This window comes from Hungatella sp. SL.1.14 (assembly GCF_024460495.1).
In the GTDB taxonomy this organism is placed as follows: Bacteria; Bacillota; Clostridia; order Lachnospirales; family Lachnospiraceae; genus Hungatella; species Hungatella hathewayi.
Genome location: NZ_JANFYJ010000045.1, coordinates 1 through 25,357, shown reverse-complemented (window position 1 = coordinate 25,357; position 25,357 = coordinate 1). Strand labels below are relative to the sequence as shown.

At 48.7% G+C, this 25,357-nt stretch carries 22 protein-coding genes, 2 pseudogenes and 1 other annotated feature; of the genes and pseudogenes, 19 read left to right on the top strand and 5 right to left on the bottom strand.

What is annotated here, in order from left to right; genetic code table 11:
* Positions 1 to 17: 17 nt before the first annotated feature.
* The 6 genes and pseudogenes from tnpC to NE473_RS28515 all read left to right on the top strand — a co-directional run.
* Positions 18 to 1,067: pseudogene (gene tnpC, locus NE473_RS28540) on the top strand (IS66 family transposase); the annotation flags it as partial.
* A gap of 66 nt (positions 1,068 to 1,133) precedes the next feature.
* Entirely contained in the window at positions 1,134 to 1,307 is a 174-nt protein-coding gene (locus NE473_RS28535) for a transposase domain-containing protein (RefSeq protein ID WP_341474592.1), read from the top strand.
* Positions 1,308 to 2,138: 831 nt separating this feature from the next.
* A pseudogene (locus tag NE473_RS33250) lies at positions 2,139 to 2,492 on the top strand (DDE-type integrase/transposase/recombinase); the annotation flags it as partial.
* Complete coding sequence (locus NE473_RS28525; RefSeq protein ID WP_418549747.1) at positions 2,374 to 2,643, top strand: IS66 family transposase; 270 nt, start codon at positions 2,374 to 2,376, stop codon at positions 2,641 to 2,643. The pseudogene NE473_RS33250 and the gene NE473_RS28525, both read left to right, overlap by 119 nt.
* Positions 2,644 to 3,040: 397 nt before the next feature.
* On the top strand, positions 3,041 to 3,481 hold the full coding sequence (locus tag NE473_RS28520; RefSeq protein ID WP_055651880.1) for a DUF3796 domain-containing protein: 441 nt from the start codon (positions 3,041 to 3,043) through the stop codon (positions 3,479 to 3,481).
* 6 nt (positions 3,482 to 3,487) lie between these two features.
* A complete protein-coding gene (locus tag NE473_RS28515; RefSeq protein WP_006777234.1) occupies positions 3,488 to 3,688 on the top strand; it encodes a helix-turn-helix transcriptional regulator in 201 nt (66 codons plus the stop codon).
* Positions 3,689 to 3,767: 79 nt separating this feature from the next.
* On the opposite strand, the gene NE473_RS28510 is transcribed toward NE473_RS28515, so the two are convergent.
* Positions 3,768 to 4,607, bottom strand: a complete 840-nt coding sequence (locus NE473_RS28510) for a YihY/virulence factor BrkB family protein (RefSeq protein WP_055651881.1) — start codon at positions 4,605 to 4,607, stop codon at positions 3,768 to 3,770.
* A 556-nt stretch (positions 4,608 to 5,163) separates the two neighbouring features.
* Between NE473_RS28510 and NE473_RS28505 the strand changes: the two genes are divergently transcribed.
* Complete coding sequence (locus NE473_RS28505; protein WP_022031830.1) at positions 5,164 to 6,063, top strand: SPL family radical SAM protein; 900 nt, start codon at positions 5,164 to 5,166, stop codon at positions 6,061 to 6,063.
* A 28-nt stretch (positions 6,064 to 6,091) separates the two neighbouring features.
* Complete coding sequence (locus tag NE473_RS28500) at positions 6,092 to 7,363, top strand: MFS transporter (protein WP_006777238.1); 1,272 nt, start codon at positions 6,092 to 6,094, stop codon at positions 7,361 to 7,363.
* Here NE473_RS28500 and NE473_RS28495 read toward each other — a convergent pair.
* Positions 7,357 to 8,244, bottom strand: coding sequence for a LysR family transcriptional regulator (locus NE473_RS28495; protein ID WP_055651882.1), 888 nt, complete (start codon positions 8,242 to 8,244; stop codon positions 7,357 to 7,359). The two genes, NE473_RS28500 and NE473_RS28495, sit on opposite strands and share 7 nt — an antisense overlap.
* 117 nt (positions 8,245 to 8,361) lie before the next feature.
* Here NE473_RS28495 and NE473_RS28490 point away from each other — a divergent pair, with 117 nt between their 5' ends.
* The 3 genes from NE473_RS28490 to NE473_RS28480 are packed head-to-tail and all read left to right on the top strand — an operon-like array spanning position 8,362 to position 12,561.
* Positions 8,362 to 10,092: an ABC transporter ATP-binding protein gene (locus tag NE473_RS28490; protein ID WP_155560984.1), complete on the top strand. Its 1,731-nt coding sequence runs from the start codon at positions 8,362 to 8,364 to the stop codon at positions 10,090 to 10,092.
* Between the two features lies 1 nt (position 10,093).
* Positions 10,094 to 11,839 (top strand): ABC transporter ATP-binding protein, encoded by a 1,746-nt coding sequence (locus NE473_RS28485; RefSeq protein WP_055651884.1) that lies wholly within the window; start codon positions 10,094 to 10,096, stop codon positions 11,837 to 11,839.
* Between the two features lie 32 nt (positions 11,840 to 11,871).
* Positions 11,872 to 12,561 (top strand): hypothetical protein, encoded by a 690-nt coding sequence (locus NE473_RS28480; protein WP_022031834.1) that lies wholly within the window; start codon positions 11,872 to 11,874, stop codon positions 12,559 to 12,561.
* A gap of 99 nt (positions 12,562 to 12,660) precedes the next feature.
* Here NE473_RS28480 and NE473_RS28475 read toward each other — a convergent pair whose 3' ends face one another.
* The 3 genes from NE473_RS28475 to NE473_RS28465 form a co-directional block, all read right to left on the bottom strand.
* On the bottom strand, positions 12,661 to 13,857 hold the full coding sequence (locus NE473_RS28475; RefSeq protein WP_055651885.1) for an amidohydrolase family protein: 1,197 nt from the start codon (positions 13,855 to 13,857) through the stop codon (positions 12,661 to 12,663).
* A gap of 58 nt (positions 13,858 to 13,915) precedes the next feature.
* Entirely contained in the window at positions 13,916 to 15,178 is a 1,263-nt protein-coding gene (locus tag NE473_RS28470; protein ID WP_006777198.1) for an MFS transporter, read from the bottom strand.
* Between the two features lie 202 nt (positions 15,179 to 15,380).
* Positions 15,381 to 16,061, bottom strand: coding sequence for a TetR/AcrR family transcriptional regulator (locus NE473_RS28465; RefSeq protein WP_055651886.1), 681 nt, complete (start codon positions 16,059 to 16,061; stop codon positions 15,381 to 15,383).
* A gap of 179 nt (positions 16,062 to 16,240) precedes the next feature.
* On the opposite strand from NE473_RS28465, the gene NE473_RS28460 reads away from it, so the two are divergent.
* From NE473_RS28460 to NE473_RS28425, 8 genes are all read left to right on the top strand, one after another.
* Positions 16,241 to 17,653 carry a sodium:solute symporter family protein gene (locus NE473_RS28460; protein WP_256265467.1) on the top strand — a complete coding sequence of 471 codons (1,413 nt, stop codon included), beginning with the start codon at positions 16,241 to 16,243 and terminating at the stop codon, positions 17,651 to 17,653.
* A gap of 112 nt (positions 17,654 to 17,765) precedes the next feature.
* Positions 17,766 to 18,776, top strand: a complete 1,011-nt coding sequence (locus tag NE473_RS28455; protein WP_055651888.1) for a LacI family DNA-binding transcriptional regulator — start codon at positions 17,766 to 17,768, stop codon at positions 18,774 to 18,776.
* A 146-nt stretch (positions 18,777 to 18,922) separates the two neighbouring features.
* On the top strand, positions 18,923 to 19,870 hold the full coding sequence (locus NE473_RS28450; protein WP_070102845.1) for a class II fructose-bisphosphate aldolase: 948 nt from the start codon (positions 18,923 to 18,925) through the stop codon (positions 19,868 to 19,870).
* Entirely contained in the window at positions 19,867 to 20,823 is a 957-nt protein-coding gene (locus tag NE473_RS28445; RefSeq protein ID WP_055651890.1) for a 1-phosphofructokinase family hexose kinase, read from the top strand. The genes NE473_RS28450 and NE473_RS28445 overlap by 4 nt, the downstream gene beginning before the upstream one ends.
* Entirely contained in the window at positions 20,820 to 22,160 is a 1,341-nt protein-coding gene (locus NE473_RS28440; protein ID WP_055651891.1) for an ABC transporter substrate-binding protein, read from the top strand. Before NE473_RS28445 ends, NE473_RS28440 begins: the two co-directional genes overlap by 4 nt.
* A 29-nt stretch (positions 22,161 to 22,189) precedes the next feature.
* A complete protein-coding gene (locus NE473_RS28435; protein WP_039894016.1) occupies positions 22,190 to 23,086 on the top strand; it encodes a carbohydrate ABC transporter permease in 897 nt (298 codons plus the stop codon).
* Between the two features lie 2 nt (positions 23,087 to 23,088).
* Entirely contained in the window at positions 23,089 to 23,934 is an 846-nt protein-coding gene (locus NE473_RS28430; RefSeq protein WP_006777466.1) for a carbohydrate ABC transporter permease, read from the top strand.
* 52 nt (positions 23,935 to 23,986) lie between these two features.
* Complete coding sequence (locus NE473_RS28425) at positions 23,987 to 24,937, top strand: family 43 glycosylhydrolase (protein WP_055651892.1); 951 nt, start codon at positions 23,987 to 23,989, stop codon at positions 24,935 to 24,937.
* A gap of 42 nt (positions 24,938 to 24,979) precedes the next feature.
* Positions 24,980 to 25,220, top strand: a binding site (T-box leader).
* Positions 25,221 to 25,357 lie beyond the last annotated feature (137 nt).

Below are 25,357 nucleotides of genomic sequence, written 5' to 3'. Positions count from 1 at the left end.
AAGCGGACTATGATGAGATGTTCGCAAATCTTCCAATCCACTATGAAGAAGTAAATACGTTGTCCGAAGAAGAGAAGCAGTGCCCTGAGTGCGGAGCCGGCATGATCCCGATCGGCCATGAAGAGATACGGACAGAACTCCGTTATACCAGGGCAAAACTGGAGCGTATCGTGTACATTGCCGCCACTTATGGGTGTCCAGCCTGTAAAGACACGGAGGATCCGCGGTTCATGAAAGACGAAGGGAGCCCGGCACTTATCCCAGGCGGATATGCTTCTGCATCCCTGGTATCACATATCATGTATGAAAAGTATGCAGATGCGCTTCCTCTGTACCGGCAGGAGAAGGGATTTGAACTTCTTGGAGTCAGTATCAGCAGAACGACCATGGCGAATTGGATCATCACCTGCTCCCAGAACTATCTGAAGCCCATATATGATTACTTTCATCCGGAACTGTTAAAGAGGCACTTCCTGATGGCTGATGAAACACCGATCCAGGTCCTGAAAGAACCTGGCCGGCGGCCACAGAACAAGTCTTATATCTGGCTGATGCGTTCCGGAGAGGACCGGCTTCCTCCCATTATCCTGTATCATTATACAGAAACCAGAGCCGGGGGAAATGCAGCGGACTTTCTGGATGGGATCGATGAAGGTTCCTATGTTATGGTGGATGGTTACAGTGGTTATAACCGGTTGAAGAAGATACGCCGCTGCTGCTGTTACGCACACATACGGAGATACCTGATGGAAGCCATCCCGAGCGGCCAAGAGAAAGACTACAGTCATCCGGCAGTACAGGGAGTTCTTTACTGTAACAAGCTGTTTGAATACGAACGAAGCTATAAGGCAAAAGGACTGTCCTATGCACAGGTGTACAAACGCCGCCAGAAGGAGGCAAAGCCGGTTGTGGAATGTTTCATGCGCTGGCTCGATGGGCAGCATCCAGAAAAGTGGAGCCGCATGGATCGGGCAGTAACCTATATCCAAAATCGATAAGACACTTTGATGATTTACCTCGAAGACGGACGCTGCAGCCTGAGTAACAACGCCAGTGAGAATTCCCTCCGCCCGGTGACATTGGGCCGTAAGAACTGGCTGTTCAGTGACAGCCAGGATGGTGCAAATGCGAGTATGATAGTTTATACCATGGCAGAGATGGCAAAAGCCCACGGGCTTCACCCATACAACTATCTAAAATACCTGCTCGACAGCCGCCCTGGAACGGACACCAGCGATGCAGAGTTCAAAGATCTTGCACCGTGGAGTGAGAAGGCCAGGATAGAATGTAACAAAAAATCAGAGTAAAACGCTCACTACCCTGACATCAAATATTGATGCCAGGGCGGTCGTGTTGGGATACCTTAACACTTGGCGCTTACTAAGATACAATAATCTCAAGCAGAAAAGAGGAAATATCATGCCACAAAGTTACGAACCAGAATCCAAAAAGAAAATTGTTCATCTCCATATCGAACAGGAACGAACCTACAAAAGTATCACAGATAAATAGGGTGTATCAAAAGCAAGCATCTCCAAGTGGTGCAGTGAAGTTAGTGAAGAATGCCAAGCCAAAGCCCAGTTGCATCCAGAAGCTACGAATAAGATGGAAATGATGAAAGAAAATCTCTAGCTACGCAAAGAACTTGAAGAGGCGGAAAAGAGGTTCTTTTCTTAAAAAAGCGACGGCATTCTTTGTAAAGGAGATCGATTAGAGGCTTATCGGTTCATTCAAAAATATCACAAAATATTTGGAGTACGATGGCTTCTGCGTCGTATAGGCATCGCTCCCAATGCATATTACAACTTCCTGAAAGAGTGGAAGGCGGATTCCTATGCCCCAAAACAGAAGGTATAGGAGCAGATTCAAACGATCTACTATGAACACGGCAGTGTCGATGGTTATCGAACTATAAAAATCTATTTGGAACGCAAGGGCATCCGCCTGAGTACCCTGACCGTCCATAAATATATGAACAAAGAACTCGGGCTGACTTCGGTTGTCCGTCGTATAAAAACGGATTACAGAAAAGGGACAGCATACAAAATGTTTGAAAATCTTGTACATCAGGAATTCCATGCTCCTGACCTCAACCAGAAATGGTGTACTGATTTCACCTATTTGTTTTTAGCGATGGGACCAAATGCTATAACTTCTCTGTCATTGATCTCTATGATCGCACTGTGGTCGCAAGCATCACGGATAAGAATATCACAGCGGATCTCGCCGTGCGAACTGTGGCGAAAGCACTTAAATCCCAGACGGGCATCAAAAGTACCTTAATTCTACATAGTGACCAGGGGAGCCAGTATACATCCAGGGACTTTGTAGAATTCTGTGAAAAAGCAAGGATTACACAGAGCACTTCATACGCTGGCTCGATGGCCAGAATCCAGAAAAGGGGGCCGCAAGGACCTGGCAGTGATATATATCCGAAACCGAAAAGACACTTTGATGACTTACCTCGAAGACGGACGCTGCAGCTTGAGTAACAATCCATTGGAGAATTCCCTCCGCCCGGTGACATTGGGCCGTAAGAACTGGCTGTTCAATGACAGCCAGGAAGGTGCAAATGCGAGTATTGTAGTTTATACTATGGTAGAGATGGCCAAAGCCCACGGCTTCCCCCGTATAACTACCTGAAATACCTGCTCGACAGCTGCTCTGGAACGGACACAACCGATGCAGAACTAAAAGATCTTGCGTCGTGTAGTGAAAAGGCCGGGATAGAATGTTACAAAAATCAGAGTAAAACGCTCGCCACGCTGACATCAAGTATTGATGCTAGGGTGCTTGTGTTGGGATACCCTAACACTCGGCGCTTACAGTAAGACTCAAGCAGGAGGATTTTACGGCATTTTGAAATGGGAGAGGACACTATTCTCAAAAAAGAGAGGTCAGATCGTGTTGGAGTGATTTTGCATAAATACAAAAACTAAAAGCGAAATCCCTGCCTAGAGAAAACAAGAATTGACAGTCCTCTCAAAAAGTGATATATTTGTCTTGAAAAGAGATAAATATATCACTGAGAGGAGCTACCATGCATAAACAAGATTCTATAAAACAAAAACCACAGTACACCAGAAAAATCAGCCCGAAACTTGGACTGCTCGGCTTCTTCGGCCTCTTTGGATTTCTCGGATTCGTCCCGCAGTTTTTTGGAGAGAGTGGAGTCTTAGATGTACCCTTTCCACTGATATTTTTCTGCTTCTTCGGATTTTTTGGTTTTTATTACGAGGGAAAGATGTCGGGAATTATGATTGACGAGCGGTATGAGGCTAACGTTAACCGTGCAGCGGCGATCGCCAACAGAGTGTCTCTGACGTTGATTATTATGGCAGCCATTTTAGCACTCTCCCTGTTTCGGATCCATGATTCTTATGGTATGCTGAAACTGCTTCTTGCGATCATCGGATTCGCATTCGGCCTTTCGCTGTTTCTTCAGGAGTATTTGCTATACCGCTTCGAAAACGAGGAGTAGGAGATCATGGCAGAATTTACATGTAATTTAAAAAAATACAGACTGCAAAAGGAGATGACCCAGGAGCAGCTGGCACAGATAACCGGTGTAAGGCGGGAAACCATCATGAGGCTGGAGGCAGGTAAATATAATCCCTCTCTAAAACTGGCTATAGATATATCAAAAGCTGTAGAAGCCCCCATTGAAGCGCTGTTTATCTTTGATTAAGCGTATTAAGATACTGTGGGAATTTTTAAGTCGCAAATGTAATAACAGAACACATAGAACACTGAAAAAGACCGGCAGATCACCATCCACCGGTCTTCTTTATTTCCTTCCAATCCCCAGAATAAAAATAATTAATCTCCGCTCCCAGAAACAAAATACAAATACACACATACAGCCACAGCATCAACAGCACAATCGCCGTAAGGCTGCCATACATAACGGAGAAATTACTAAAATTATTAAAGTAAATAGAAAATGCAAACGAAAATGCAATCCAGCCCAGTGTCGAAAAAACAGCGCCGGGCAGCTGCTTTTTGAAATGCTGCTTCTTTTCCGGTACATACGTATAGAGAAAGGTGAAGCAGATTGTCAGGATCAGTAAGAGCACGGTTCGAAAGCTGATGACGTAATGGGTAATCTCTGCGATAACCGGAAAATGGTGTTCAACAAATCCCTGAATCGAACTTCCAAGAACCAGAAGTACCAGTGTCAAGATACAGATAAGCATAAACACAATCGTATAACCGGCGCATATCATCCGCGTCACCACATAATTTCTTTTTTTCTGTTTCCCGAAGACCCGGTTCAGTCCGCGCTCTATGCTCAGCATACCGCGGGAGGCCGACCAGATGGCGGCGATTGCCGTAACGGATAAGACAGTGGCGGGAGAGTTGGTGTAGATATTTTCGACGATGCCAAAGACCAGGCTCTTTAGGTTGGCTGGTACGATATTTGTAATGACCATCAGCAAGTTGGACTTTGTTATCGTTGGTATCAACTGGATCATGGCCATCAGCAGCATGATGAACGGAAAGGCCGCGATGATGGTAAAAAAAGACGCCTGGGCCGCATAAACCGTCATTTCATCCCTGCTGAATTTGTCATAAATCTGTTTGCCTCGCAGTATTAATCCAATCATGATATCCCCTTTTAGTTAATGATATAACTAAAATATTACCATGCCCGTAAAAAAATATCAAGCGTGACCCCAGATTTTCAAATAAGGGCGTAACAGTTCAGCCTTCACTTCCGGCTGCCGCTGTCTGGCCCGGGCTTTCGTTTCCCGGATCTTTCCAGTTCCGGTTTCGGGCATAAGCATTTCTAAATGTGCAGTATTTTTCTAAAAGCCAGTGAAAATCCCCAAACTCGCTTCGCTCAGCCAGGTGGGGATTTCCCCTGAACGAAAAATTCTGCGCATTAAGAACTGCTAAACACTCCGACGAATGACCATGAGGGGGACTCTCCGCTACCCTGCAAAGTCACAGGAAAGATCCGGGAAACGAAAGCCCGGGCCAGACAGCGGCAGCCGGAAGTGAAGGCTGAACTGTTATATAAGGGCTGTACTTTGCCTAAGTGCTTCCCGCTAACAAACCAATTATTTTGAAAAACAAAGTAATTCTTTCGAAAATGAGTTGCCCAACATTGCGGCATTTGATAGAATGGTACTAATGGAAGCAATCAGAAAAGGAGCTCCTATGGAATATATACCTGCAAAAACCATTGTAACGAAGACGAAGAGCTCCGAATGGTTCGGCATCGATTATAATATGAATATTTATAAAGGGTGCTGCCATGGCTGCATATACTGCGACAGCCGTTCCTCCTGTTACCGGATCGAGCGGTTTGACACGGTACGGGCCAAGGAAGACGCCCTTCGGATCGTCCGGGATGATCTGCGGCGGAAGGTGAAGACCGGAGTGGTGGGCACCGGAGCCATGAGTGATCCCTATAATCCGTTTGAAAAGGAACTGGAACTGACGAGACACGCTCTCGAACTGGTGGACGCTTTCGGCTTCGGCGCGGGGATTGCGACGAAGAGCACCCTGTTAAAAAGGGATGCGGATATTTTAGAGAGCATAAAGGAGCATTCGCCAGTGATCCTGAAGGTGACGGTGACGACTGCGGATGACGAACTGGCGGGGAAGATTGAACCCGGCGTGCCGTCCTCAACGGAGCGGTTTGAACTGATTGATTATTTAAGCGGCAGAGGGCTGTTTACCGGAATCCTGCTGATGCCGGTCCTCCCGTTTCTGGAAGACAGTCCGGAAAATATTCGGGCTGTCGTGAGAAAGGCTCATGAGGCGGGAGCCTCCTTCATCTATGCAGCTTTTGGGGTGACGCTCCGCGATAATCAGAGAGAGTGGTACTACGATAAGCTGGATCAGCTGTTTCCGGAACGGAAGCTGGCTGCGGAATACAGAAAACGGTACGGAGAACGCTACGAATGCCGGAGTCCGGCGGCAAAACGGCTCTGGGCCATCTTTGCGGCAGAGTGTGAAAAATACGGGATACTGTACCGTATGAAGGATATTATTCACGGGTATAAGAAGAATTATGAAAGCAGTCAGATGAGCCTGTTTGATTTTTTGCAGTGAGAAGAGAGAAAGCGAAAGGAAACCTTACATGGAACAGGAGAAAAAAGAAAAGCTTACAAAAATGGAGATAGACTGGATTCTGTATGACGTGGGAAATTCCGCATTCGTATTGCTGGCAACGACTATTCTGCCTATTTACTTTAATTATCTGGCGGGACTGGCCGGTATTTCCGAGGTGGATTATCTGGCCTACTGGGGGTATGCGGCCTCTGTGGCCACGCTGCTGGTGGCTTTCATCGGTCCGGTCTGCGGAGCCATTGCCGACACGAAGGGCTATAAGAAACCTATATTTACGATCTGTATGCTGGTGGGCGTTGTGGGATGTGCCGCGCTTGCCATACCGAAATCCTGGATTGTATTTTTGGTGGTATTTGTCATTGCAAAGGTTGGCTACTCCGCGAGCCTGGTGTTTTATGACTCCATGCTGCCGGACATTACGACGCCGGAGCGCATGGATGCGGTTTCTTCCCACGGCTTTGCATGGGGATATATTGGAAGCTGTGTGCCGTTTGTATTCAGCCTTGTGTTCGTACTGTTTTATGAAAAGATTGGTATTACCATGGTAACCGCCATGGTGATAGCACTTATCATCAATGCCCTGTGGTGGTTCCTGGTGACAGTGCCTCTGCTCCGCCATTACAGACAGGTTCACTATACGAACCGTACGGAGACGGAGCGCGGAGTGGTGACGGAGAGTCTGCGCCGCCTGGGGCAAACACTTCTTGATTTAAAGAACCATAAGAAAATCTTTGTCTTCATGATTGCGTATTTCTTCTATATTGACGGTGTCTACACGATTATTGAGATGGCCACAGCCTACGGAAGTTCTTTGGGACTCGACTCCCAGGGACTGCTTCTGGCCCTTCTGTTAACCCAGATCGTGGCGTTCCCGTTTGCCCTGTTATTTGGAAAGGCGGCTAAGAAGTACAGGACGGAAAAGCTGATCCGCCTTTGTATTCTGGCATATCTGTGTATCGCACTCTATGCGATTCAGCTGGATAAACAGTATGAGTTCTGGGTACTGGCCGTATGTGTTGGGATGTTCCAGGGCGCGATTCAGGCGCTGTCGCGGTCGTATTTTGCCAGAATTATTCCACCTGAGAAATCAGGAGAATTTTTTGGCATCTTCGACATTTGTGGAAAGGGCGCCTCTTTCATGGGAACGGCACTGATGGGATTGTTCGCCCAGATCACGGGGAAGAGCAACGGCGGCGTTGCAATTCTGGCCGTGATGTTCCTCATTGGCTTTTTCGTGTTTGGAAAGGCTGTGAAACTGAATGAGGATAAGGGAGATTATTGAGTACCTGTCACATCAAAATAATTCACAAATTCTTTGGCTATGTTTGATACATAGCCATTTTTTTTGTATATGGCAGTCATTCGGGTGACGGTTTCCGGGGAATCGATGATCCGGACCGTCAGACCTTCTGCCGGCTTCATACTGCTGATGGATTCCGGTACCAGGGCCACGCCCAGGCCGGCGCCGGCCCACTGAAGACACGTTCTGGCATCGTCGTTGCGGCAGAAGATATCGGGCGCTGCGCCGATGTTCTGGAATGCCATGGATATGATGGCGTCAAAGCGCCGATAATAGATGAGAGGTTTTCCGGCCAGATCCGTAAGGCGGATGCTGCCGTCCGGAAGCGCATCGAACCAGGAGGATACTCCGACTGCCGTAAGCGGCTCCTCTGTTCCAAAGACGCAGTGTAAGCCCTCCGTATTGAACGGTGTGCGGACAACGGCGCATTCGATGATGCCGTTTTTCAGCTTCTCCAGAAGCTCATAGGTGTTCCCCTCGGAAATTTCGAAGCGGACATTCGGATGAAGGCGGCAGAAGCCCGGAAGGACGCGGTCTGCCAGATAGTCTCCGGAGGAGGAGATCGTTCCAAGCTTTAGGATTCCCTTCGCTGAGGAAGGGAAATTCTGAAGCTCGCTGGCGGCCGTATCCATCATGGAAAGGATATCCCTGGCCCGGGAATAGAGATAGGCGCCTGCCTCGGTCAGCTCGGCTTTTCTGGCACCGCGGTTCAGAAGACGCACGCCTAAATCTTCCTCTAGCATCATAATCTGCTTGCTGAGCGGCGGCTGTGACAGCCCCAGCTTCTTTGCCGCCGCCGTAAAACTTCCTGTTTCCGCAATGACTGTAAAATAATACAGCTGCCTTGAATTCATCTGTCCCATGGAACTTACCCCTTCTATAAATTATTTTTATATCATTGATACTTGTAATATTATACCAGAATGATATAATATTACAATGAATTATTCTTAAAATATATGAATCCGGAGGAAGGATAAATGAAAAAACTCCTGAAATACTTAAGAGAATACCGGCTGGAAAGCTTCTTAGGGCCGTTATTTAAGCTTCTGGAGGCCAGCTTTGAGCTGATGGTGCCTCTTGTGATGGCAAAGGTAATCGATGTCGGAATCAGGACCCAGGATCTCCCCTACATCTTGAAAATGGGAGGGATTCTGGTGCTGCTGGGCGTTGTCGGTCTGATCTGTTCGATCACAGCCCAGTATTTTGCGGCGAAAGCTGCGGCGGGATTTGGAACGGCGCTGCGTAATGATTTATTTGCCCATATCGGCAGCCTTTCCTATGCGGAGCTTGACAAAGAGGGGACGGCCACACTGATTACCCGCATGACGAGCGACGCGAATCAGGTACAGTCAGGGGTTAATTTATTTTTACGCCTCTTTTTGCGGTCTCCGTTTATCGTGTTCGGAGCCATGGCCATGGCATTTACCATTGATGTGAAGGCAGCCCTGATTTTTGTTGTTGTGATACCGGTCCTTTCCCTTGTCGTGTTCGGCATCATGCTGATCAGCATGCCTCTCTATAAAAAGGTTCAGAGACAGCTGGACCGTGTGCTTCTGACTGCCCGGGAAAATTTAAGCGGAGTCCGCGTCATACGGGCTTTTAACCGGCAGGAGGATGAGAGCCGCCGCTTCGATGGAGAAAACGGGAAACTGGTTACGATCCAGGTATTTGTCGGCAAGATTTCCTCTCTGCTTAATCCTCTTACCTATGTGATCATCAATCTGGGGATCATTGTGCTCATCCAGACCGGAGCAAGGGAGGTCAACCGCGGTGCAATCACGCAGGGAGAGGTGGTGGCACTGGTGAATTACATGTCCCAGATCCTGGTGGAACTGGTGAAGCTGGCCAACTTAATCATCACCATCTCCAAAGCGCTGGCCTGTGCGAACCGGATCAGCGCCGTGTTCGAGCAGAAGCCGGGAATCACGGAGAAGAATCATACGTGTCTGGAGGCCGGAGAGGACGCTCCGGCAGTGGAGTTTCGGGATATGAGCTTTACCTATGACGGAGCGAGAGAACCGGCATTGAGCGGCATTTCATTTACTGTGAAGCGGGGACAGACCGTGGGAATTATTGGCGGTACCGGTTCCGGTAAATCGACACTGGTCAATTTAATTCCCCGTTTTTACGATGTGACGGAGGGCGGAGTGTATGTGGACGGCCACGATGTCCGGGAGTATCCGCTGGATCAGCTGCGAGGCAAGACTGGCGTCGTCCCGCAGAAGGCGGTGCTGTTCCATGGGACACTTCGGGAAAATATGCAGTGGGGCAAGAAACATGCATCAGACGGGGAAATATATGAAGCGCTTAAGACTGCTCAGGCTTTTGAGTTCGTGGAGGAAAAGGACGAGGGCCTGGAACTCTATATTCAGGCAGGAGGGAAAAACTTATCAGGCGGTCAGAGACAGCGTCTCACCATAGCCAGAGCACTGGTCAGAAAGCCGGAGATCCTGATTATGGACGACAGTGCGTCAGCACTGGACTTTGCCACGGATGCCAGGCTTCGAAAGGCTATGAAAGAGAGAACACAGGACATGACGGTATTTATTGTATCCCAGCGTGCAACCACGGTTCGAAACGCGGATCAGATCGTCGTCCTGGATGACGGCGTTATGGCAGGATGCGGAACTCATAAGGAACTGTATGAAACCTGCGAGATTTACCGGGAGATCTGTCTGTCGCAGCTTTCAAAAGAGGAGGTGCAGTAGAATGAATATGAAAAAGCATAAAACCACCATCCGCCGGATACTCACCAGCATAGGCCGGTATAAATGGGGGGTACTGGCTTCTCTGGCCTGTGCGTTTGTTACGGTTGTACTGACTCTCTATGTGCCGATTTTAACCGGTAAAGCAATAGACTGTATCCTTGCTCCCGGAAATGTGGATTTTGCGCTGATGAGCAGAATTCTTTTAAAGATTGGCGTGATTATAGCGGTGACCGCGGTGGCCCAATGGCTTATGAGCCATATCAACAATACGATCACGTACCGCGTGGTAAAGGATATCCGGGTCCGGGCATTTGCAAAGATGGAGAGTTTGCCGTTAAAATACATCGATTCCCATTCCCACGGCGATATCATCAGCCGTCTGATCGCTGACATCGACCAGTTTTCCGACGGGCTTCTCATGGGCTTTACCCAGCTGTTTACAGGCGTTCTTACGATTTTAGGAACACTGATATTCATGTTTACGATCAATCCCGCCATTGCTGTCGTCGTGATCCTGGTTACTCCGGTTTCGCTGTTTGTGGCGAGCTTCATTGCCAGAAGGACGTATACTATGTTCCGGAAGCAGTCACAGACGAGGGGAGAGCTCACTTCCCTTGTGGAAGAGATGCTTGGCAGCCAGAAGGTGGTTTTGGCATTTGGCCATGAGAAAGAGGCGCAGGCGCAGTTTGAAGAAATCAATGAACGCCTCAGAGTGTGGGGGCTTAAGGCTACGTTTTTCTCCTCCATCACCAACCCGGCGACCCGTTTTGTCAACAGCCTGGTATATGCCTGCGTGGGGATTGCCGGCGCGTTTGCGGCCATTTCAGGCTATTTAACAGTAGGTCAGCTTTCCAGCTTTTTAAGCTATGCAAACCAGTATACGAAGCCGTTTAACGAGATATCCGGTGTGGTGACGGAGCTTCAGAACGCGCTGGCCTCGGCGGCCCGTGTCTTTGAACTGATTGACGAGGAGCCTCAGATACCGGACGCGCCGGATGCCGCCGTTCTGACGGAGGTAAAGGGGGAAGTGTCTCTGAACAATGTGAATTTCTCCTATGATCCGGAAGTGTCCCTGATCGAGAATATGAATCTGGAAGTGAAGCCCGGACAGCGGGTTGCCATCGTAGGGCCTACCGGCTGCGGAAAGAGTACTGTGATTAACCTGCTCATGCGGTTCTACGACGTGGATTCCGGCTCCATCAGGGTGGACGGAACCGATGTGAGGAAGATCACGAGAAAGAGCCTGAGAACGAGTTACGGCATGGTTCTCCAGGAAACATGGTTGAAATCCGGCACGATTCGTGATAATATCACATATGGAAGGCCGGAAGCGTCGGAGGAGGAAGTGGTCCGGGCGGCGAAGGAGGCCCATGCCCACAGCTTTATCAAGCGAATGAAGGACGGATATGATACGGTTATCTCCGAGGACGGAAGCAATTTATCCCAGGGACAGAAACAGCTTCTGTGCATTGCCCGGGTCATGCTGTGTCTGCCGCCCATGCTGATTCTCGACGAGGCCACGTCTTCCATTGATACGAGAACCGAGATACGGATTCAAAAGGCGTTTTCCAAGATGATGGAAGGCAGGACCAGCTTTATTGTGGCCCACCGTCTCTCAACCATAAGGGAAGCAGATGTAATTCTGGTCATGCGGGACGGCCATATAATCGAGCAGGGGACTCATGAGAGCCTGCTTGAAAAGAACGGTTTCTATGCAGAACTGTATAACAGCCAGTTTGCCGTGTGATCGGATCAGACAGAACAGAGGTGATTGCACAAATGAAAAAAACAGGACACTACGCGGCTTTTATCGGACTTTTATCGGCTGTTGCGCTGTCCGTGACTGCCTGCGGCGCTCCGGCGAAAGCACCGGCGGCGGCTGGAGCAGCGGAGACAGATACAGCGGAGGCAGGTGCCGGGTCAGACACGGCAGGCGCACCGGAATCCGCCGGAACAGACACGAATAGGGAGAATGCAGCGGGCTTTCAGAAGATCGATACGGCTGACAGCGGCAGCTCCGGAGATACAGCTGCTGCAGGAAACGAGGCAGGACAGGTACAGGCTGTTACAGGTGCCGTTCCAGCCGACGGAGAGGTGCTTTCGGGTATACCGGTAGATGCTGAAAAATCGGAGGCAGTTTCCATTTATTATGGCTCTGTGTGCTATTCGTTCTTCAGTGAGGACAGAGACAGGATTAAAGAGGTGGCTGATTTATTTACGGGGTTTTCTCTCGAGGAAGTTCCCAATGGACAGCTGGATGAGGCAACTACGTACCAGATTTACTTTTCGACGGATACAGAACAGATCGCAGCCATTAACGTGGATAAAAACGGGATATTCTATATTCCGGAGGAGAAGAAGTTTTATAAGGTAAAGGCAGGAACCTTCCACTTTGAAACTCTGGATCAGATTTATAAAGACAGTATGTATGCAGATGGGTTTGATGAGAATCAGTGTCTGATACAGTAGTAAGAAACAGGAGAAAAGGATACGCCAGTCTTCCGGTTTGCAGGAAGACTGGCGTATCCTTTTTGTCTGCTGCCGATCTGACAGCTGAGCCTCTGTCTGTCAGCGGACCATGACCCCATCCTTGAATACATGAACCGGTTTCTGATACATTGCAGTGATATCATTGACCGGGTCACCGTTGACAACGATGAGATCTGCGAATTTGCCGGCAGCGATGCTGCCGATCTTATCATCGACGCCCATCAAAATGGCGCTGTTAATGGTAGCCTGTTTCAGTAAGTCTATATTGGAGAAACCCAGACGGTCTTTTCTTGCCTTCCACTCGATATAAGGAGTTTTTTCCATGGTCATGATATCCATGTCTGTTCCCCAGCCCATAAGAATGTCATAATTTTCCCCGGCGTTGCGGATACAGGCGTCTCGTTCCGCGCTGATATTCTCAAACCGGTCGTAAACGGCGCCGCTTTCTCTGGTGATTCCCTGTGCCTCCGGCAGACTGCAGGAGATGGTGGGAACGAGACCGGCATCTTTGCGTCCATCCAGTTTCCTGCAGGTTTCATCCGATATGAAGCTGGCGTGTTCGATCGTACGGACACCCAGATCGACCATGACATCGCAGGCCTCTGCGCCATGGCAGTGAACCGCACAGTAGCTGCCTCTTAACCTGGCGACGGCGACGGCCTCGGAAATCTCATCCTCCAGCATGATCCGTCTGCCGGGCATGCTGTCTTCTACCAGCATGGAGCCGGTTCCGTAAAGCTTTAAGAAATCTGCTCCGTGATAGAACTGATTTCTGGCCTGACTGCGCATCTCTTCTTTATTGCCGTAGAATGCACACATGAACTCAAACGTGTTAAATCCTGCCGTCAAAGGGACGATGGTCATACCGGAACAGAATACCCTTGGTCCCACCACGACGCCTTCCTGGATGGCATTTCTCGTGGCGATTCCGCAGTAATTGGATTCGTCGCCGACATCTCTGATCGTAGTATACCCGTTGTCCAAAAACCATTTGGCAAAGGCATAGGCATCATAGGCCCACTGGCTGGGGGCCATATCCCGGTCTCCCAGGGTGAAACCGCCGGAACGCTTGCCGTTAAAAAGATGTACATGGGCATCAATCAGCCCCGGCAGCAGTGTGGCTCCATCTAAGTCAATCACTTCGTGGCCGTCTGCATCAGCACTGCCGCAGGGAACGACAGCCTCAATCAGACTGCCCTTTACGATCACGTCTGCCATAACGGGAGCATTGGCTTCCGTCAGTTCTGGAACCAGCTTACAATTTTTGAGAATCATGTTTTACTCCTCCTTTTGGTTTGCCTTTTTATATGTTTTCTATAACCTGCTTTAATTGTTATGATTTCGCTGGATCGGCGGCCTCTTTTGCACGCTGCTTTTTCAGCTCAGCCTTCAGCCAGAAGGAGGCTAATACGAAGATGAACAGGCCGACTACCGCAATGCTGAAAATGTAATAGTAGGCATTACCGCCTTTCGTATCCATCCAGTGGCCGATCAGGGCCGGAAGGAACCAGTCGGAGCAGTAGCCAAAGAATAAGTACAAACCACCGACTACGCCCAGAATCTCCAGAGGTACCTTCAGCTCGGCAACCGGAATCTCACATAAGTTGTTGACCGAACGGTATGTACAGGTGAGAAGGAGAGCGACAATTACGGCTGGAACCGTATAAGCTGCGCCTCTCGGGATGAACATAAATACAATGACAAGAATGATGGTGGGAATTCCAAGGGAAACGATCATCCTTGTGGTGTTATTGATCTTGTCACGGATCATACCGCCTAAAGGAGCGGCTACAATTTTGATGCCGTAGCGAAGCAAGATGCCGAAAATGGAGGCAAATGCCGCACTCATGGCAAACTCGGAGACCATATAGGGATTGATGTAATTGAATGCGGTGGACGTAATGTATACGCCGAAGGACATCAGTGCAGTTATCCACATGGCCGGTATCTTAAGGCCGACCAGATAATTCTTAAGTCTTACCGGTTCACCGGTACTGATCACATACGTGGCGGCATATTTTTTGTAGTCGTAGGTGATGATAAAACCAACGGTTCCGATTGCGTAGATGATGCCGAATACCAGAAAGAGGGTGCGCATGCCGGCCGGAGTTGCCAGCTTATCCCCTAAGAGTGCAACCAGACCAACCATCAGGCCGAGAGAAAGAATTCCGTCGATGCACTGGTAGATCCCGTTGATTGTCCCCTGCTCGCTGGCGTCGCCCAGCATACGGCGAAGCTTTGCCGTTGCAGACCAGAAGAGAAGCCCCAGCGTAATGGACAAAACGAAAAAGCATATCAGCAGAACTCTGTACGGCGGAATGGTCGCCATAATAAAGACCACCACGGTGGAGCTGATACAGGCGATGGACATCAGAAGCTTGGAATTAAATTTGTCCGCAATGATGCCGCTGACAAGATAGGCGGGAATTGCCAGGCTGGCATAAGCGGCAGTCAGGCTTCCGATCTGTGTGTTGGTAAGATGAAATACCTGTTGGAAGGCGGCATAGAACATTACGGGGAAAAAGATAACGTTCCCCACATTTGCGGCGATGGAGTAAAATACCAACGGCCAGAAGCGTTTACCTAGTTTTTTCATACAAGCACCCTTTCTTGAACATAAATAATTTATTTTATTGAACATATTCAATTATAAGCAAAAAAAATACAGCCTGTCAAGCAATTTTATGAGTTGAAAGCAATTTACTCATAAAATTGTATGACACCAATGCAGAAAATCTGCTTTTCGGGCTGAGAATGAAGAATAACAAGGTTGAAGGAAGGGGCTGCCCAATGTCCTGCTATCGAAGATAGGCGTCGCTTCCATAGTAATTTGTCAGGAATTCCTTGCTCCTGGTGACGATGGAATAGATCTGTTCGTCATCAAGACCCAGATTATAAAAGTAATTGGAGGTGGTAATATCCATGACGTCCTCCCGCGTAATGCCATACTGCCCTTTATGGTGGTGCAGCATCAGTTCTCTCGTTGCGCCGCGGTTTGCAATCATATACATGGTGTTCTCCGCGCTGCTCACTAAAAGTCCGTACTCCTCGATGATGTCATTTACCATTTTGAGATAGTTGGAACCATTTAAAACCTTCTGTCCCAGAGAGTTTTCATAATAACTGTAGTAGAAGCGGGAATAGGCGGGAACCTCGTCGATCTTCAGCCACTCCATATAGACTGTGATATAAAAACGCTCGCCGCTGGCCAGATTATGAAAATCAGTCTGTCCCAGCTCTTCGGCCACTTCATCCAGAAATCTGGAACACACTTCCGCAGCCAGATTCTCTTTAGAATCATAATAGTAGGAGATGAGACTGGAGGCCACGCCAGCTCTCTCTGCGATTTCCCGAAAGGTTACGCCGCTGTATCCCTTTTCCATAAAACACTCTTTTGCAGCCAGAAAGATGGCCTGCGCTGTCGCAGAATCGGCAACATCATACTTTTTCCTTTTTGCAGGTGCTTTCTTAAATCTCATAAAAATCAGTCTCCCTTTCTGAAAATGAAAGTATCTTGTCTTTTCATTGTAAAGGAGGTTCTCCCAAAAAGCAAGCGCATTCAAATAAAATATGATTGACGTTCTAAGTTTCATACAGTAAAATACTAAACATATACATCAAATAAAATTGAACATGATTAACAAAAAGAGAGGTTAGTATGCTTACATCCGGATTAGGCCCTGTCGATATTGCCGTACTGATTCTGTATATCGCCGCTATTATTTCCATTGGTTTCATTGTATCCAGGCGGGTGAAAACCGTAAAAGATTTTACATCTGCCGGTCAGTCACTCAGCCCTTTAGTTATGATTGCCTCCTGCCTGGCTGCCTTTTTCGGTGCATTTGCCGGATCGGGAGCCATGGAGATGATCGGCCAGTTCGGCCTTACGACGCTCACGATCCTGCTGGGAGCCAATGTCGGCTGGTTTGTGATGGCTCTCATGGCGGGGAAGATGAGGAAATCGGGGGCGCTGACCTACCCGGCCTATATCCGCAGACTGTTTGGGGCAAAGGCGCAGGCAGCGTCCTCCATGATCAGCGTTGTTTATCTGATGGGACAGATCGCCGGGCAGTTTGTAGCCTGCGGTACGATGGCGCACCTGCTGGGACTGTGTTCTTTTCAAACCGGTATTGTGGCGGGCGGTATCATTATGATTCTGCTTTCGGTCAGCGGCGGTCTGTCCAGCGTCACAATTACAGACAGTATTCAGCAGATCTTTATTACCATTATGTGTGTGATCGTTGTTCCGATTCTGGCCTTTTCTAATGCGGGGGGACTAAAGGCGGTGGCGGCAGCCACGGATCCGGTTAAAATGTCGCTGTTTCAGGGAGCGCCCTCCGGGTATGTCATTGGCACGTTCCTCTCGCTGGTGCTGGCGTATTCCTGTGAACCTTCCTTTGCACAGCGGATTTTTGCGGCAAAGGATGAGAAATCTGTAGTAAAAGAGACGATGTTCGCGTGCCTGCTGGGATTTCTCTTTACCGTTCCCATGTGGGGAGCTGCCCTGACGATGCCGATTCTGTTTCCGGGGGAATCGAGCCTGGTCTTTTTGCCGCTGGTGATGAAAGCTTTTCTTCCGCCGGTCTTAAGAGGACTTGGCATTGCAGCCTTTATCAGCCTTCTCCTGACAACCGGCAACGCGCTGCTTGTATCTGAAACCTCCGTCATTTCAAATGATATTCTTCCGCGAATCTGGCCGGATGCCGATGAGAGACAGGGGCTTTTGATCAGCCGTGGCGTGGTGGTTGTCCTGGGGGGCCTGGCGGTAATCCTGGGGCTTTATTTCCAGAGTGTCTGCGCGGTGATGCTGCTCTTTGTCGGAATGTACGGCGCCTCGATTTTCCCGCCGGTGCTTTTGAGCGTGGTGTTTCCGAAACGCGAACTCCGGTCTGAAACGGTGGCTCTCTGTATGGGGATCACCGCTGTTCTTACCTTGACGCTGGATTTGATTCCGGCGTTTCCTGCAGAGGGAATCTTTATTGGGGTGCCGGTTCATCTGATTTTACTGCTTGGTCTTTCTAAAGCGGAAAGCTGGAGGATAGAACCGGCGGGGGAAGAAGTGCAGGTTTAGGGTAACGTTCTCTGAATTTGAAAAATTAAAAATAAATGGAAAATGATATTGACAGGCAGGGATAAGCTGTTTATAATGAATATAGAAATCGTTTTCTATAGGAGCGTGCGATGTGAAAAATGTTACGATAAAAGAAGTGGCAGCCCATGCGGGGATGTCCATAACAACCGTGTCGCGGGCACTCAATAATAATTATCCGGTGAGCGCGGAAGCCAGGGAAAAGATTGAGAGAGCAGTATCGGAACTGGGATACAGGCCGAACCTGGTGGCCAGAAGCTTAAAGAGCAATAATACCGGTATTATAGGCCTGGTGGTGGCAGATATTTCGAACCGTTTCTTCATGAAAGCGGCAAGGAAGCTGGAAGACGTCGTTTCTGCTCAGGGATATCAGATTATTTATGCGAGCAGTGACGGAAACGTGGAGAAGGAACACCAGATTCTCTCCATGTTTGAGGAGCGCTGCGTGGATGCACTGGTGATCGCTTCCTCCGACAGCAGTTCTTCCCGTTTAAACAACATTGCCGCGAATGGAACGCCGGTTATTGCAATCGACCGTAAGGTTCCGGGGCTTCAGGCGGATATTGTAGTGGAGGACAACCGGGATTCCTCTTACCAGCTGGTGGAAGCGCTGATACAGAGAGGCCACAGGGAGATTGCAGTTAATAACGTATTGATGAATATCAGTTCCGGTAAGGAACGACTGGAGGGCGTCCGGATGGCCATGCAGGCCCATGGACTGCCTCTGAGAGAGGAATGGGTCAGCAAAGGTGGTTTCACAAGTGATGATGCCAGACAGTGGGTGAAGCAGATCTTTGACGGGGACGGATTAAAGCCAACAGCAGTATTCTGTGCCAATAATGTGATGACAGAAGGCACCATGCTGGCTTTGGAGGAACTGAATCTCCGGATTCCGGAAGACGTATCGGTTGTCTCGTTTGGGGAACTGCCGATGCACCAGCTGATTCAGCCGCGGATCGAATCTGTGGTTCAGGATCCATTTCAGATTGGACAGCTGGCAGGAGAGCTGGTCCTAATGAGGCTGAAAGGGCAAAATGAAGAGTTCTGCCATTATGAACTGCCTCTGAAATTAAAACATGGTCATTCAATTCGGAGCCTTGTCTGAGAGATGTCTGCAGATAGAGTATGACCGGAGCGTGGGAAGGAAAGAACGGAGCAGACGGAATTCAGCTGAATCCGGTTTTTCTTCCCGTAGAAACTCATTATTTTTTTAAATCGATAGAAAACGTTTTCTATAAAAGGAGGCAAATAATGATTGTTCAATTGGATCGACTGTATGCGGATGCCATGAAACGCCAATATATTGTGGGAGCGTTTAATGTATTTAATTATGACAGTCTGTGTGCGGTGCTGGAGGCGGCGGAGGAAGAGCAGTCGCCTGTGATACTTCAGGTGTCTATGGGGGCACGAAACTACGTTCCGGACTTCAGGCAGTTTATAGAGGTCATGAAGATTGCCGCTTCAGGAGTATCCGTTCCTGTAGGAATCAATCACGACCACTGTCCGACGGCAGAAGCGGCTATGCAGGCGGTTGATGCAGGTGTGGGTGGCGTCATGTTTGATGGATCCCATCTTTCCTTTGAGGAGAATGTGCGGTTTACGGGAGAGGTTGTGGAGTATGCCCATACAAGGGGCGTTTGTGTGGAAGCGGAGCTGGGACGCTTGCCAGGATTTGAAGACGAGGTCTTTGCGGATCACGTGGAATTTACAAACCCGGGCGCGGCGAAGCGATTTGTTGCGCTGACTGGCTGTGACAGCCTGGCTGTGTCGGCGGGAACCTCGCACGGCGGAGTAAAGGCGGCAGAAAATCTTCCTCTGCATATGGCGGTTCTGGAACGGATTCAGGCTGAACTGCCGGGATTTCCACTGGTATTACACGGAGCAGCTTCTCTTCCCATGCACCTGATTGAAGCTGTAAATGAACAGGGCGGTCGTGTGGAGGTGATGAAAAACTGCAGTGAGAGCAGTATACGCCGGTCCGCAGAATACGGAGTTTGCAAGGCTAATATGGATGTGGACAATTTCCTTGCATTTACCGGCGCGGTGCGCAGAGTTCTGAATGAACAGCCTGATAAATACGATCCCCGTGTCTATTTAAAACAGGGAAAGAATGCATGGAAGAAAGAAGTCATGTGGAAGATGAGTCAGGTGACAGGGAGTTCCGGCCACAACTGGGTGAAAGAGGGGGTGAGGCAATGATACGGGCGATTTGTTTAAACCCGGTGATCGACCGGTCATATCATGTTAACGGCTTTGAACCGGGGAAAAAATATTTTCACCTGTTGAGAGAGGTATCCATAGGAGGGAAAGGGATCAATGTGGCCAAAGTATGCAAACAGTGCGGGGAGCCTGTGACGCTGTACGGATTTATCGCTGGCAGCAACGGAAAGATGATCCGGGCCTATATGGAAAAGGAAGGGATTGATGCCTGTCTGATCGAGATAAACGGAAATACGAGAGAGACAATTAATATCATCGATCTGGAACAGGGGAGGGAGTCCGAACTGGTTGAACAGGGGCCGACTGTAGAACTGAGACAGGTGGAGCAGCTGCTGTGCCGGCTTCGGGAGGATTTGCAGAGAGACGATATTGTGATCTGCTCCGGCATGACGATTGAAGGCGCGCCGGCTGACCTGTACAGTGAAATCAGCGCAATGTGCAGATGGAAGGAAGCCAGATGCTTTCTGGATACAAACAGCGTTACGGTAGAACAATTGAGAAAAGACGGTTATTATTTTTATAAGCCCAATCTTCAGGAATTATTTGAACTGTTTGGGCGGGAACCGGTGTCTGACCGAACGGCAGTCAGAAAGCTGGCTTTACAGCTTGTTCAGGATGGAGTGGCCTTTGTGTTGGTTTCCCTTGGGGCAGAGGGGGGAATCCTGGCTGGAAAGGATTGCTGCTGGGAAGCAAAAATCCCCAGTGTAGAGGTGACTTCCACGATAGGAAGCGGAGATTCGACGGTGGCAGGATTTGCCATAGGCTTGAGAATGGGCTGGAGCATGGAAGAGATATTTCGCTTTTCCATGGCCTGCGGCATCGCCAATGCCATGGAAAAGCAGGTGGGAAGAGTGGATCCGGAGCGGTTGGAAATGATAAAAAATAAGATAAATATAGAGAATATACCAAATAAGGAGGTTTCACATTTATGAAAAAACGAGGGTTAGCAATGGGGATTGCTGTAGTATTGGGGTGCATGTCACTGACTGGATGCGGCGGAAACAGCAACGAAGCAAAAAATGGGGAAACGGCAGCAGCGACGAGCAGGGCTGAGGCAAAAAATGAGGGAGAAATCGAGCTCACGATGATGGGAGGCGCCCATCTTGTATCGGTGGCAGAGATTGTACTCCGGGATTATTTGGCAGAACATCCAAATGTGAAGATCAATTTTGAAAAATACTCCTATGGGGAATATCCGACAAAAATGAAGCTTCAGCTGTCCAACGATGAAAGTACGCCGGATATTATGATTGTACATGATCTTTATGCGCCGCAGTTTGCCAAGGCGGGGTATCTGGTGGATCTCTCAGATATGTTTACAGAGGGAGAGGTTCTTCCGGTTATGGATCCGGTAACCATGGATGGAAAAGTATATGGAATTCCCAATCAGGTGACCAACCAATATGTATTTATGTACAGACAGGATATTTATGATGAACTGGGGCTGACGGTGCCCGAAACCTTTGATGATTATTTTAACCAGGCAGTAGCGTTGAAGGAAAACGGTTATTATGCAGGAGCCTTTGATCCGGCGGACAGCGGCTGCAACGAGGTATTTCAGAATTTTATCTATATGCTGGGAGGCCAGGTCCTCGATTCAGAGGGCAATGTGTCTCTGGAGAAGGGGAAAGAAGCTTTGGAACTGATGAAAAAATGCTATGACGCCGGTATCTGGCATACGAGCCAGCAGGGCAACAGCGAAGCATACTGGACCGCTTTCAATGCAGGTAAGATCGCCGCGTTTCCATCCGTCGCAGCACACGCAGCTTACTATGTGACGAATGTGGATCCTAACGGCCAGGGCGGTTACGGTCATCTGGCGATTGCAAAGCCGATGAAATTTGCGGAAGATGGGAGAGAGACGTATATCAACAATACGGAGTACTATGCGATCAATAAGAATACGGAACACTTAGAGGCTGCAAAAGATGTAGTCCGTTATCTGGCGCTTACGAAAGATGCGGCCGAGAAGTTTTCCAATGTAAACGAAGACGGAGTTATGGCGCAGTATGCAACCGGGTGCATGGAAGGAATCCGCGCCATCGCGGCAAGCAGGGATAACGGCTGGGAGGCGTTTGGCGGAGAACCTGTAGTTTCAGAGCTGGCAGAAATCCTCCTGAATACGGATCCTGATATTCCGTTCGTGGATGAGAGAAGCAACGAGATAAACAATGTGCTGTCTGAGATTATTGGAGAGATGTTCTTAAACGGGGCATACACACCAGAAACTGCAGTTGAGGTCATGAAAGAGAAATTAAATGACATCTGATAGGTTTGACCGGTTTGGAGGCTGATGAAATGACCAGTACATTAAAAGAAATGAAAAAATACAAACACTGTTATCTGTGGATCGCACCCTTTTTCATTCTGTTTGCAGTCTTTTATATTTATCCTGCCGTCAGCGGTTTTTTAATCAGCCTGACCAATTTCGATGGTCTGGGAACGGTGGCGGCCGCTGACCACATTGGATTTAAAAATTATGAAAAACTGCTGCGGGATGACAAATTCTGGAAGTCGTTGATGAATACAGTCTTAATCTGGCTCTATATCGTTCCGCTGCGTACATTTCTGGCCCTGATTCTGGCCGCGGTCCTGAATTCCTCCAGACTGACCGGCAAGCGAGTGTATTCGGTGATTGTCCTTTTGCCGTATATCACTGCCGTCGCTGTGGCAGCAATTATATTCCGGATTTTGCTCACCACAGAGGGAGGACTGATTAACGTACTGCTGGAACGCTGCCTGGGTATCGGTCCTGTCGGCTGGCTGGATACCACTGCTTTGTCGAAAGTCTCTGTGGCATTTATGAACATATGGCGAATGACCGGTTATTTCTCTCTGGTTCTGCTGGCTGGAATGCAGAAGATTCCAGGCTCTGTGGGGGAAGCCGCCAGCATTGACGGAGCCGGAGCGTTTACGAAATTTTTTAAAATTACACTTCCGCTTATGGTTCCGGAGATATTTTTCGTCGTGCTCATGTCAACCATCTGGATTTTCCAGAATGTAGGCGATGTGATGGTGCTTACTCAGGGAGGTCCGATGAATTCATCCACTACGCTGGTATACTACATGTACCAGAATGCATATGAATACTCAAAAATGGGGTATGCGGCGGCGATTACGTATGTTCTGTTTGCATTTCTCGTAATACTCAGTGTCTTTGTTGTAAAAAATTATTATGGAAGGACGGAGGAGTGACAATGAAGAAAGAGAAGGCTGAAAATATTTTAAAAAAGCTGTTTTCCCTGTTGATGCTGCTGATCGTGATCATTGTCACCTGTTTTCCGTTCCTGATGATGTTTATGGGAAGCTTTAAGGAAGATTATGAAATATTCTCGCTGTCTCCGAAGATTCTTCCGGCAGCCGGGTTCCAGCTTAAGATGTACCGCATGCTGTTTGCAAACTGGCCCTTTGTAACCAATATGATGAACAGTGTTATTGTCGCAGTCTCTACAACCGCACTGGCCTGTTTTTTCTGCACAGCAGCAGGATTTACCTTTGCAAAGTATCAGTTCCCGTTTAAAAATGTGCTTTTTATCATTACGCTGTCATCTTTGATGATACCGCTGGAGACGAGGCTGGTCCCCACGTACTTACTGGTAAAGCAGCTGGGAGGCGTCAATCACTTATGGTCCATGATTTTACCCAATGCGATACCTGCATTTGGAATCTTTATGATGAGGCAGTTTGCCTCCGGTACGGTTCCGCAGGAAACCATGGAGGCAGCCAGAATTGAGGGAGCCACGGAAAATCAGATTCTGATTCGGATCGGTTTTCCCATGCTGAAGCCGGCCATTGTATCTCTGGCTATTCTGACCTTTATGAATACCTGGAATGAATTCCTGTGGCCGATTATCATCACGACCAAAAAGGAAAAGCTGACAGTTACAGCTTTGCTGAGGTCGATTGGAGATGTCTCCATGAACGGCAATTACGGCGTGCTCCTTGCGGCGGCGGCACTCAGCGCTCTGCCGATTCTGGTTCTTTACCTGATTTTTCATAACCAGATGATTGATGGGATTGTGGAGGGAACAGGGAAGGAGTAGAGGCTGGGATTTTGAAATATGAAGACTGAGCAAAAGAAAGGAAAAGTGTACGATGAAATTACCGAAAGAACTGCTGGAAGTGGAGAGAAAGACGGTGGAGACCGTAAATCTGCCTTCAGATAATAACCACGATCCATCCAATATACTGTATGATCAGGGAACGTATTATTTGTGGTATACACAGCATGATAATGAGCGGCCCTATGATCATTTTGCCGATTGTAAGATCATGTGCTGTACTTCAAAAGACGGCATTCGCTGGGAAGAGGGAAAAGATGCACTGCTTCCGGCGGAAAGCGGCTGGGACTGCGCGGGAGTCCTGACAGCCAATGTGATTTATGACAAAGGAAGATTTTATATGTTTTATACCGGTGTGGGAACTGATTTCGCTGAGGGGAAGACTACGAGAAGGTGCTGCGGCCTGGCCGCAGCCGATACACCGGACGGACCGTTTGAAAGGCTGGGAAATGAGCCTGTGCTCCAGTGGGAAGAGGAGGGAAACTGGGATGACGAGGCTGTTGACGATATAAGTGCGGTATTCTTTCAGAACAGATGGCTGGTTTATTTTAAGGGAAGCCGTTTGACGGAACCAGACGGGGATAAAACCATGCTGGGGCTGGCCTGGGCGGATACAATCACGGGCCCGTATCACAGATATGAAGGGAATCCGGTCATCCGTGGTCATGCATTTTCCATATGGCCGTATAAGGAGGGGCTCTGCCTGCTGTCCGGACTCAAGCACAGGGAGGAAGAGGGAAGGATATATGGAGATAACTGGAATGATCCGGAAGGGATACAGTATCTCTATTACAGTGAAGACGGGATCCATTTCGAGCCGTGTGCACCGTTTCCGAACCGGGCCTCCGGCATCTTTATACCGGAAGGAGAGGACCAAAAGGACATTACGAAATACTGGGGAGTCAGCGTGGCAACGGCTGATGCACATAAGAAGCGGTACATTGAACGGTTCGACTTTATAAAGAAAAATCCGCAAACCACTTGACATTTCCCCCCGCAATGGATAAAATGAATTCAGTTTTATCAGATAAATGCAGTGAAGGTGTCAGTAGAACCTTATTTTCTTCCAGAGAGAGGGAGTCACCGGCTGAAAGCCCCCTTAAGTTCAGATAAGCGTTTGAATTTCCCACTGAAGCAGCATGACAGAAACCGTCCTATGAAGCGGCGGCGGGTAGGTCATGACGTTCATACACGTTACGTATGCCGAGTGCCTGCGCGTTCTGTGCGGGAATCAGGGTGGTACCGCGAACTTCAGCTTCGTCCCTAGCCAGGGGCGGAGCTTTTTTGTGTAATAGGAAAGTTCTCGTAAAAATGGAATTATGTAAACTTGGTGTTCTGCCTTTGCAGAGCACCACAATCAGACGATAGGAGATGGTTAAAAAATAAAAAACCCACTGTTCCCATC

What these genes read in the sequence shown, in the direction of transcription:
- NE473_RS28495 (WP_055651882.1), bottom strand. Translation starts at nt 8,244, where the DNA reads ATGGGACAGATGAATTCAAGGCAGCTGTATTATTTTACAGTCATTGCG.
- NE473_RS28460 (WP_256265467.1), top strand. Translation starts at nt 16,241, where the DNA reads ATGCTTACATCCGGATTAGGCCCTGTCGATATTGCCGTACTGATTCTG.
- NE473_RS28480 (WP_022031834.1), top strand. Translation starts at nt 11,872, where the DNA reads ATGAAAAAAACAGGACACTACGCGGCTTTTATCGGACTTTTATCGGCT.
- NE473_RS28430 (WP_006777466.1), top strand. Translation starts at nt 23,089, where the DNA reads ATGAAGAAAGAGAAGGCTGAAAATATTTTAAAAAAGCTGTTTTCCCTG.
- NE473_RS28505 (WP_022031830.1), top strand. Translation starts at nt 5,164, where the DNA reads ATGGAATATATACCTGCAAAAACCATTGTAACGAAGACGAAGAGCTCC.
- NE473_RS28535 (WP_341474592.1), top strand. Translation starts at nt 1,134, where the DNA reads ATGATAGTTTATACCATGGCAGAGATGGCAAAAGCCCACGGGCTTCAC.
- NE473_RS28510 (WP_055651881.1), bottom strand. Translation starts at nt 4,607, where the DNA reads ATGATTGGATTAATACTGCGAGGCAAACAGATTTATGACAAATTCAGC.
- NE473_RS28435 (WP_039894016.1), top strand. Translation starts at nt 22,190, where the DNA reads ATGACCAGTACATTAAAAGAAATGAAAAAATACAAACACTGTTATCTG.
- NE473_RS28425 (WP_055651892.1), top strand. Translation starts at nt 23,987, where the DNA reads ATGAAATTACCGAAAGAACTGCTGGAAGTGGAGAGAAAGACGGTGGAG.
- NE473_RS28520 (WP_055651880.1), top strand. Translation starts at nt 3,041, where the DNA reads ATGCATAAACAAGATTCTATAAAACAAAAACCACAGTACACCAGAAAA.
- NE473_RS28450 (WP_070102845.1), top strand. Translation starts at nt 18,923, where the DNA reads ATGATTGTTCAATTGGATCGACTGTATGCGGATGCCATGAAACGCCAA.
- NE473_RS28440 (WP_055651891.1), top strand. Translation starts at nt 20,820, where the DNA reads ATGAAAAAACGAGGGTTAGCAATGGGGATTGCTGTAGTATTGGGGTGC.
- NE473_RS28445 (WP_055651890.1), top strand. Translation starts at nt 19,867, where the DNA reads ATGATACGGGCGATTTGTTTAAACCCGGTGATCGACCGGTCATATCAT.
- NE473_RS28485 (WP_055651884.1), top strand. Translation starts at nt 10,094, where the DNA reads ATGAATATGAAAAAGCATAAAACCACCATCCGCCGGATACTCACCAGC.
- NE473_RS28490 (WP_155560984.1), top strand. Translation starts at nt 8,362, where the DNA reads ATGAAAAAACTCCTGAAATACTTAAGAGAATACCGGCTGGAAAGCTTC.
- NE473_RS28465 (WP_055651886.1), bottom strand. Translation starts at nt 16,061, where the DNA reads ATGAGATTTAAGAAAGCACCTGCAAAAAGGAAAAAGTATGATGTTGCC.
- NE473_RS28515 (WP_006777234.1), top strand. Translation starts at nt 3,488, where the DNA reads ATGGCAGAATTTACATGTAATTTAAAAAAATACAGACTGCAAAAGGAG.
- NE473_RS28500 (WP_006777238.1), top strand. Translation starts at nt 6,092, where the DNA reads ATGGAACAGGAGAAAAAAGAAAAGCTTACAAAAATGGAGATAGACTGG.
- NE473_RS28470 (WP_006777198.1), bottom strand. Translation starts at nt 15,178, where the DNA reads ATGAAAAAACTAGGTAAACGCTTCTGGCCGTTGGTATTTTACTCCATC.
- NE473_RS28475 (WP_055651885.1), bottom strand. Translation starts at nt 13,857, where the DNA reads ATGATTCTCAAAAATTGTAAGCTGGTTCCAGAACTGACGGAAGCCAAT.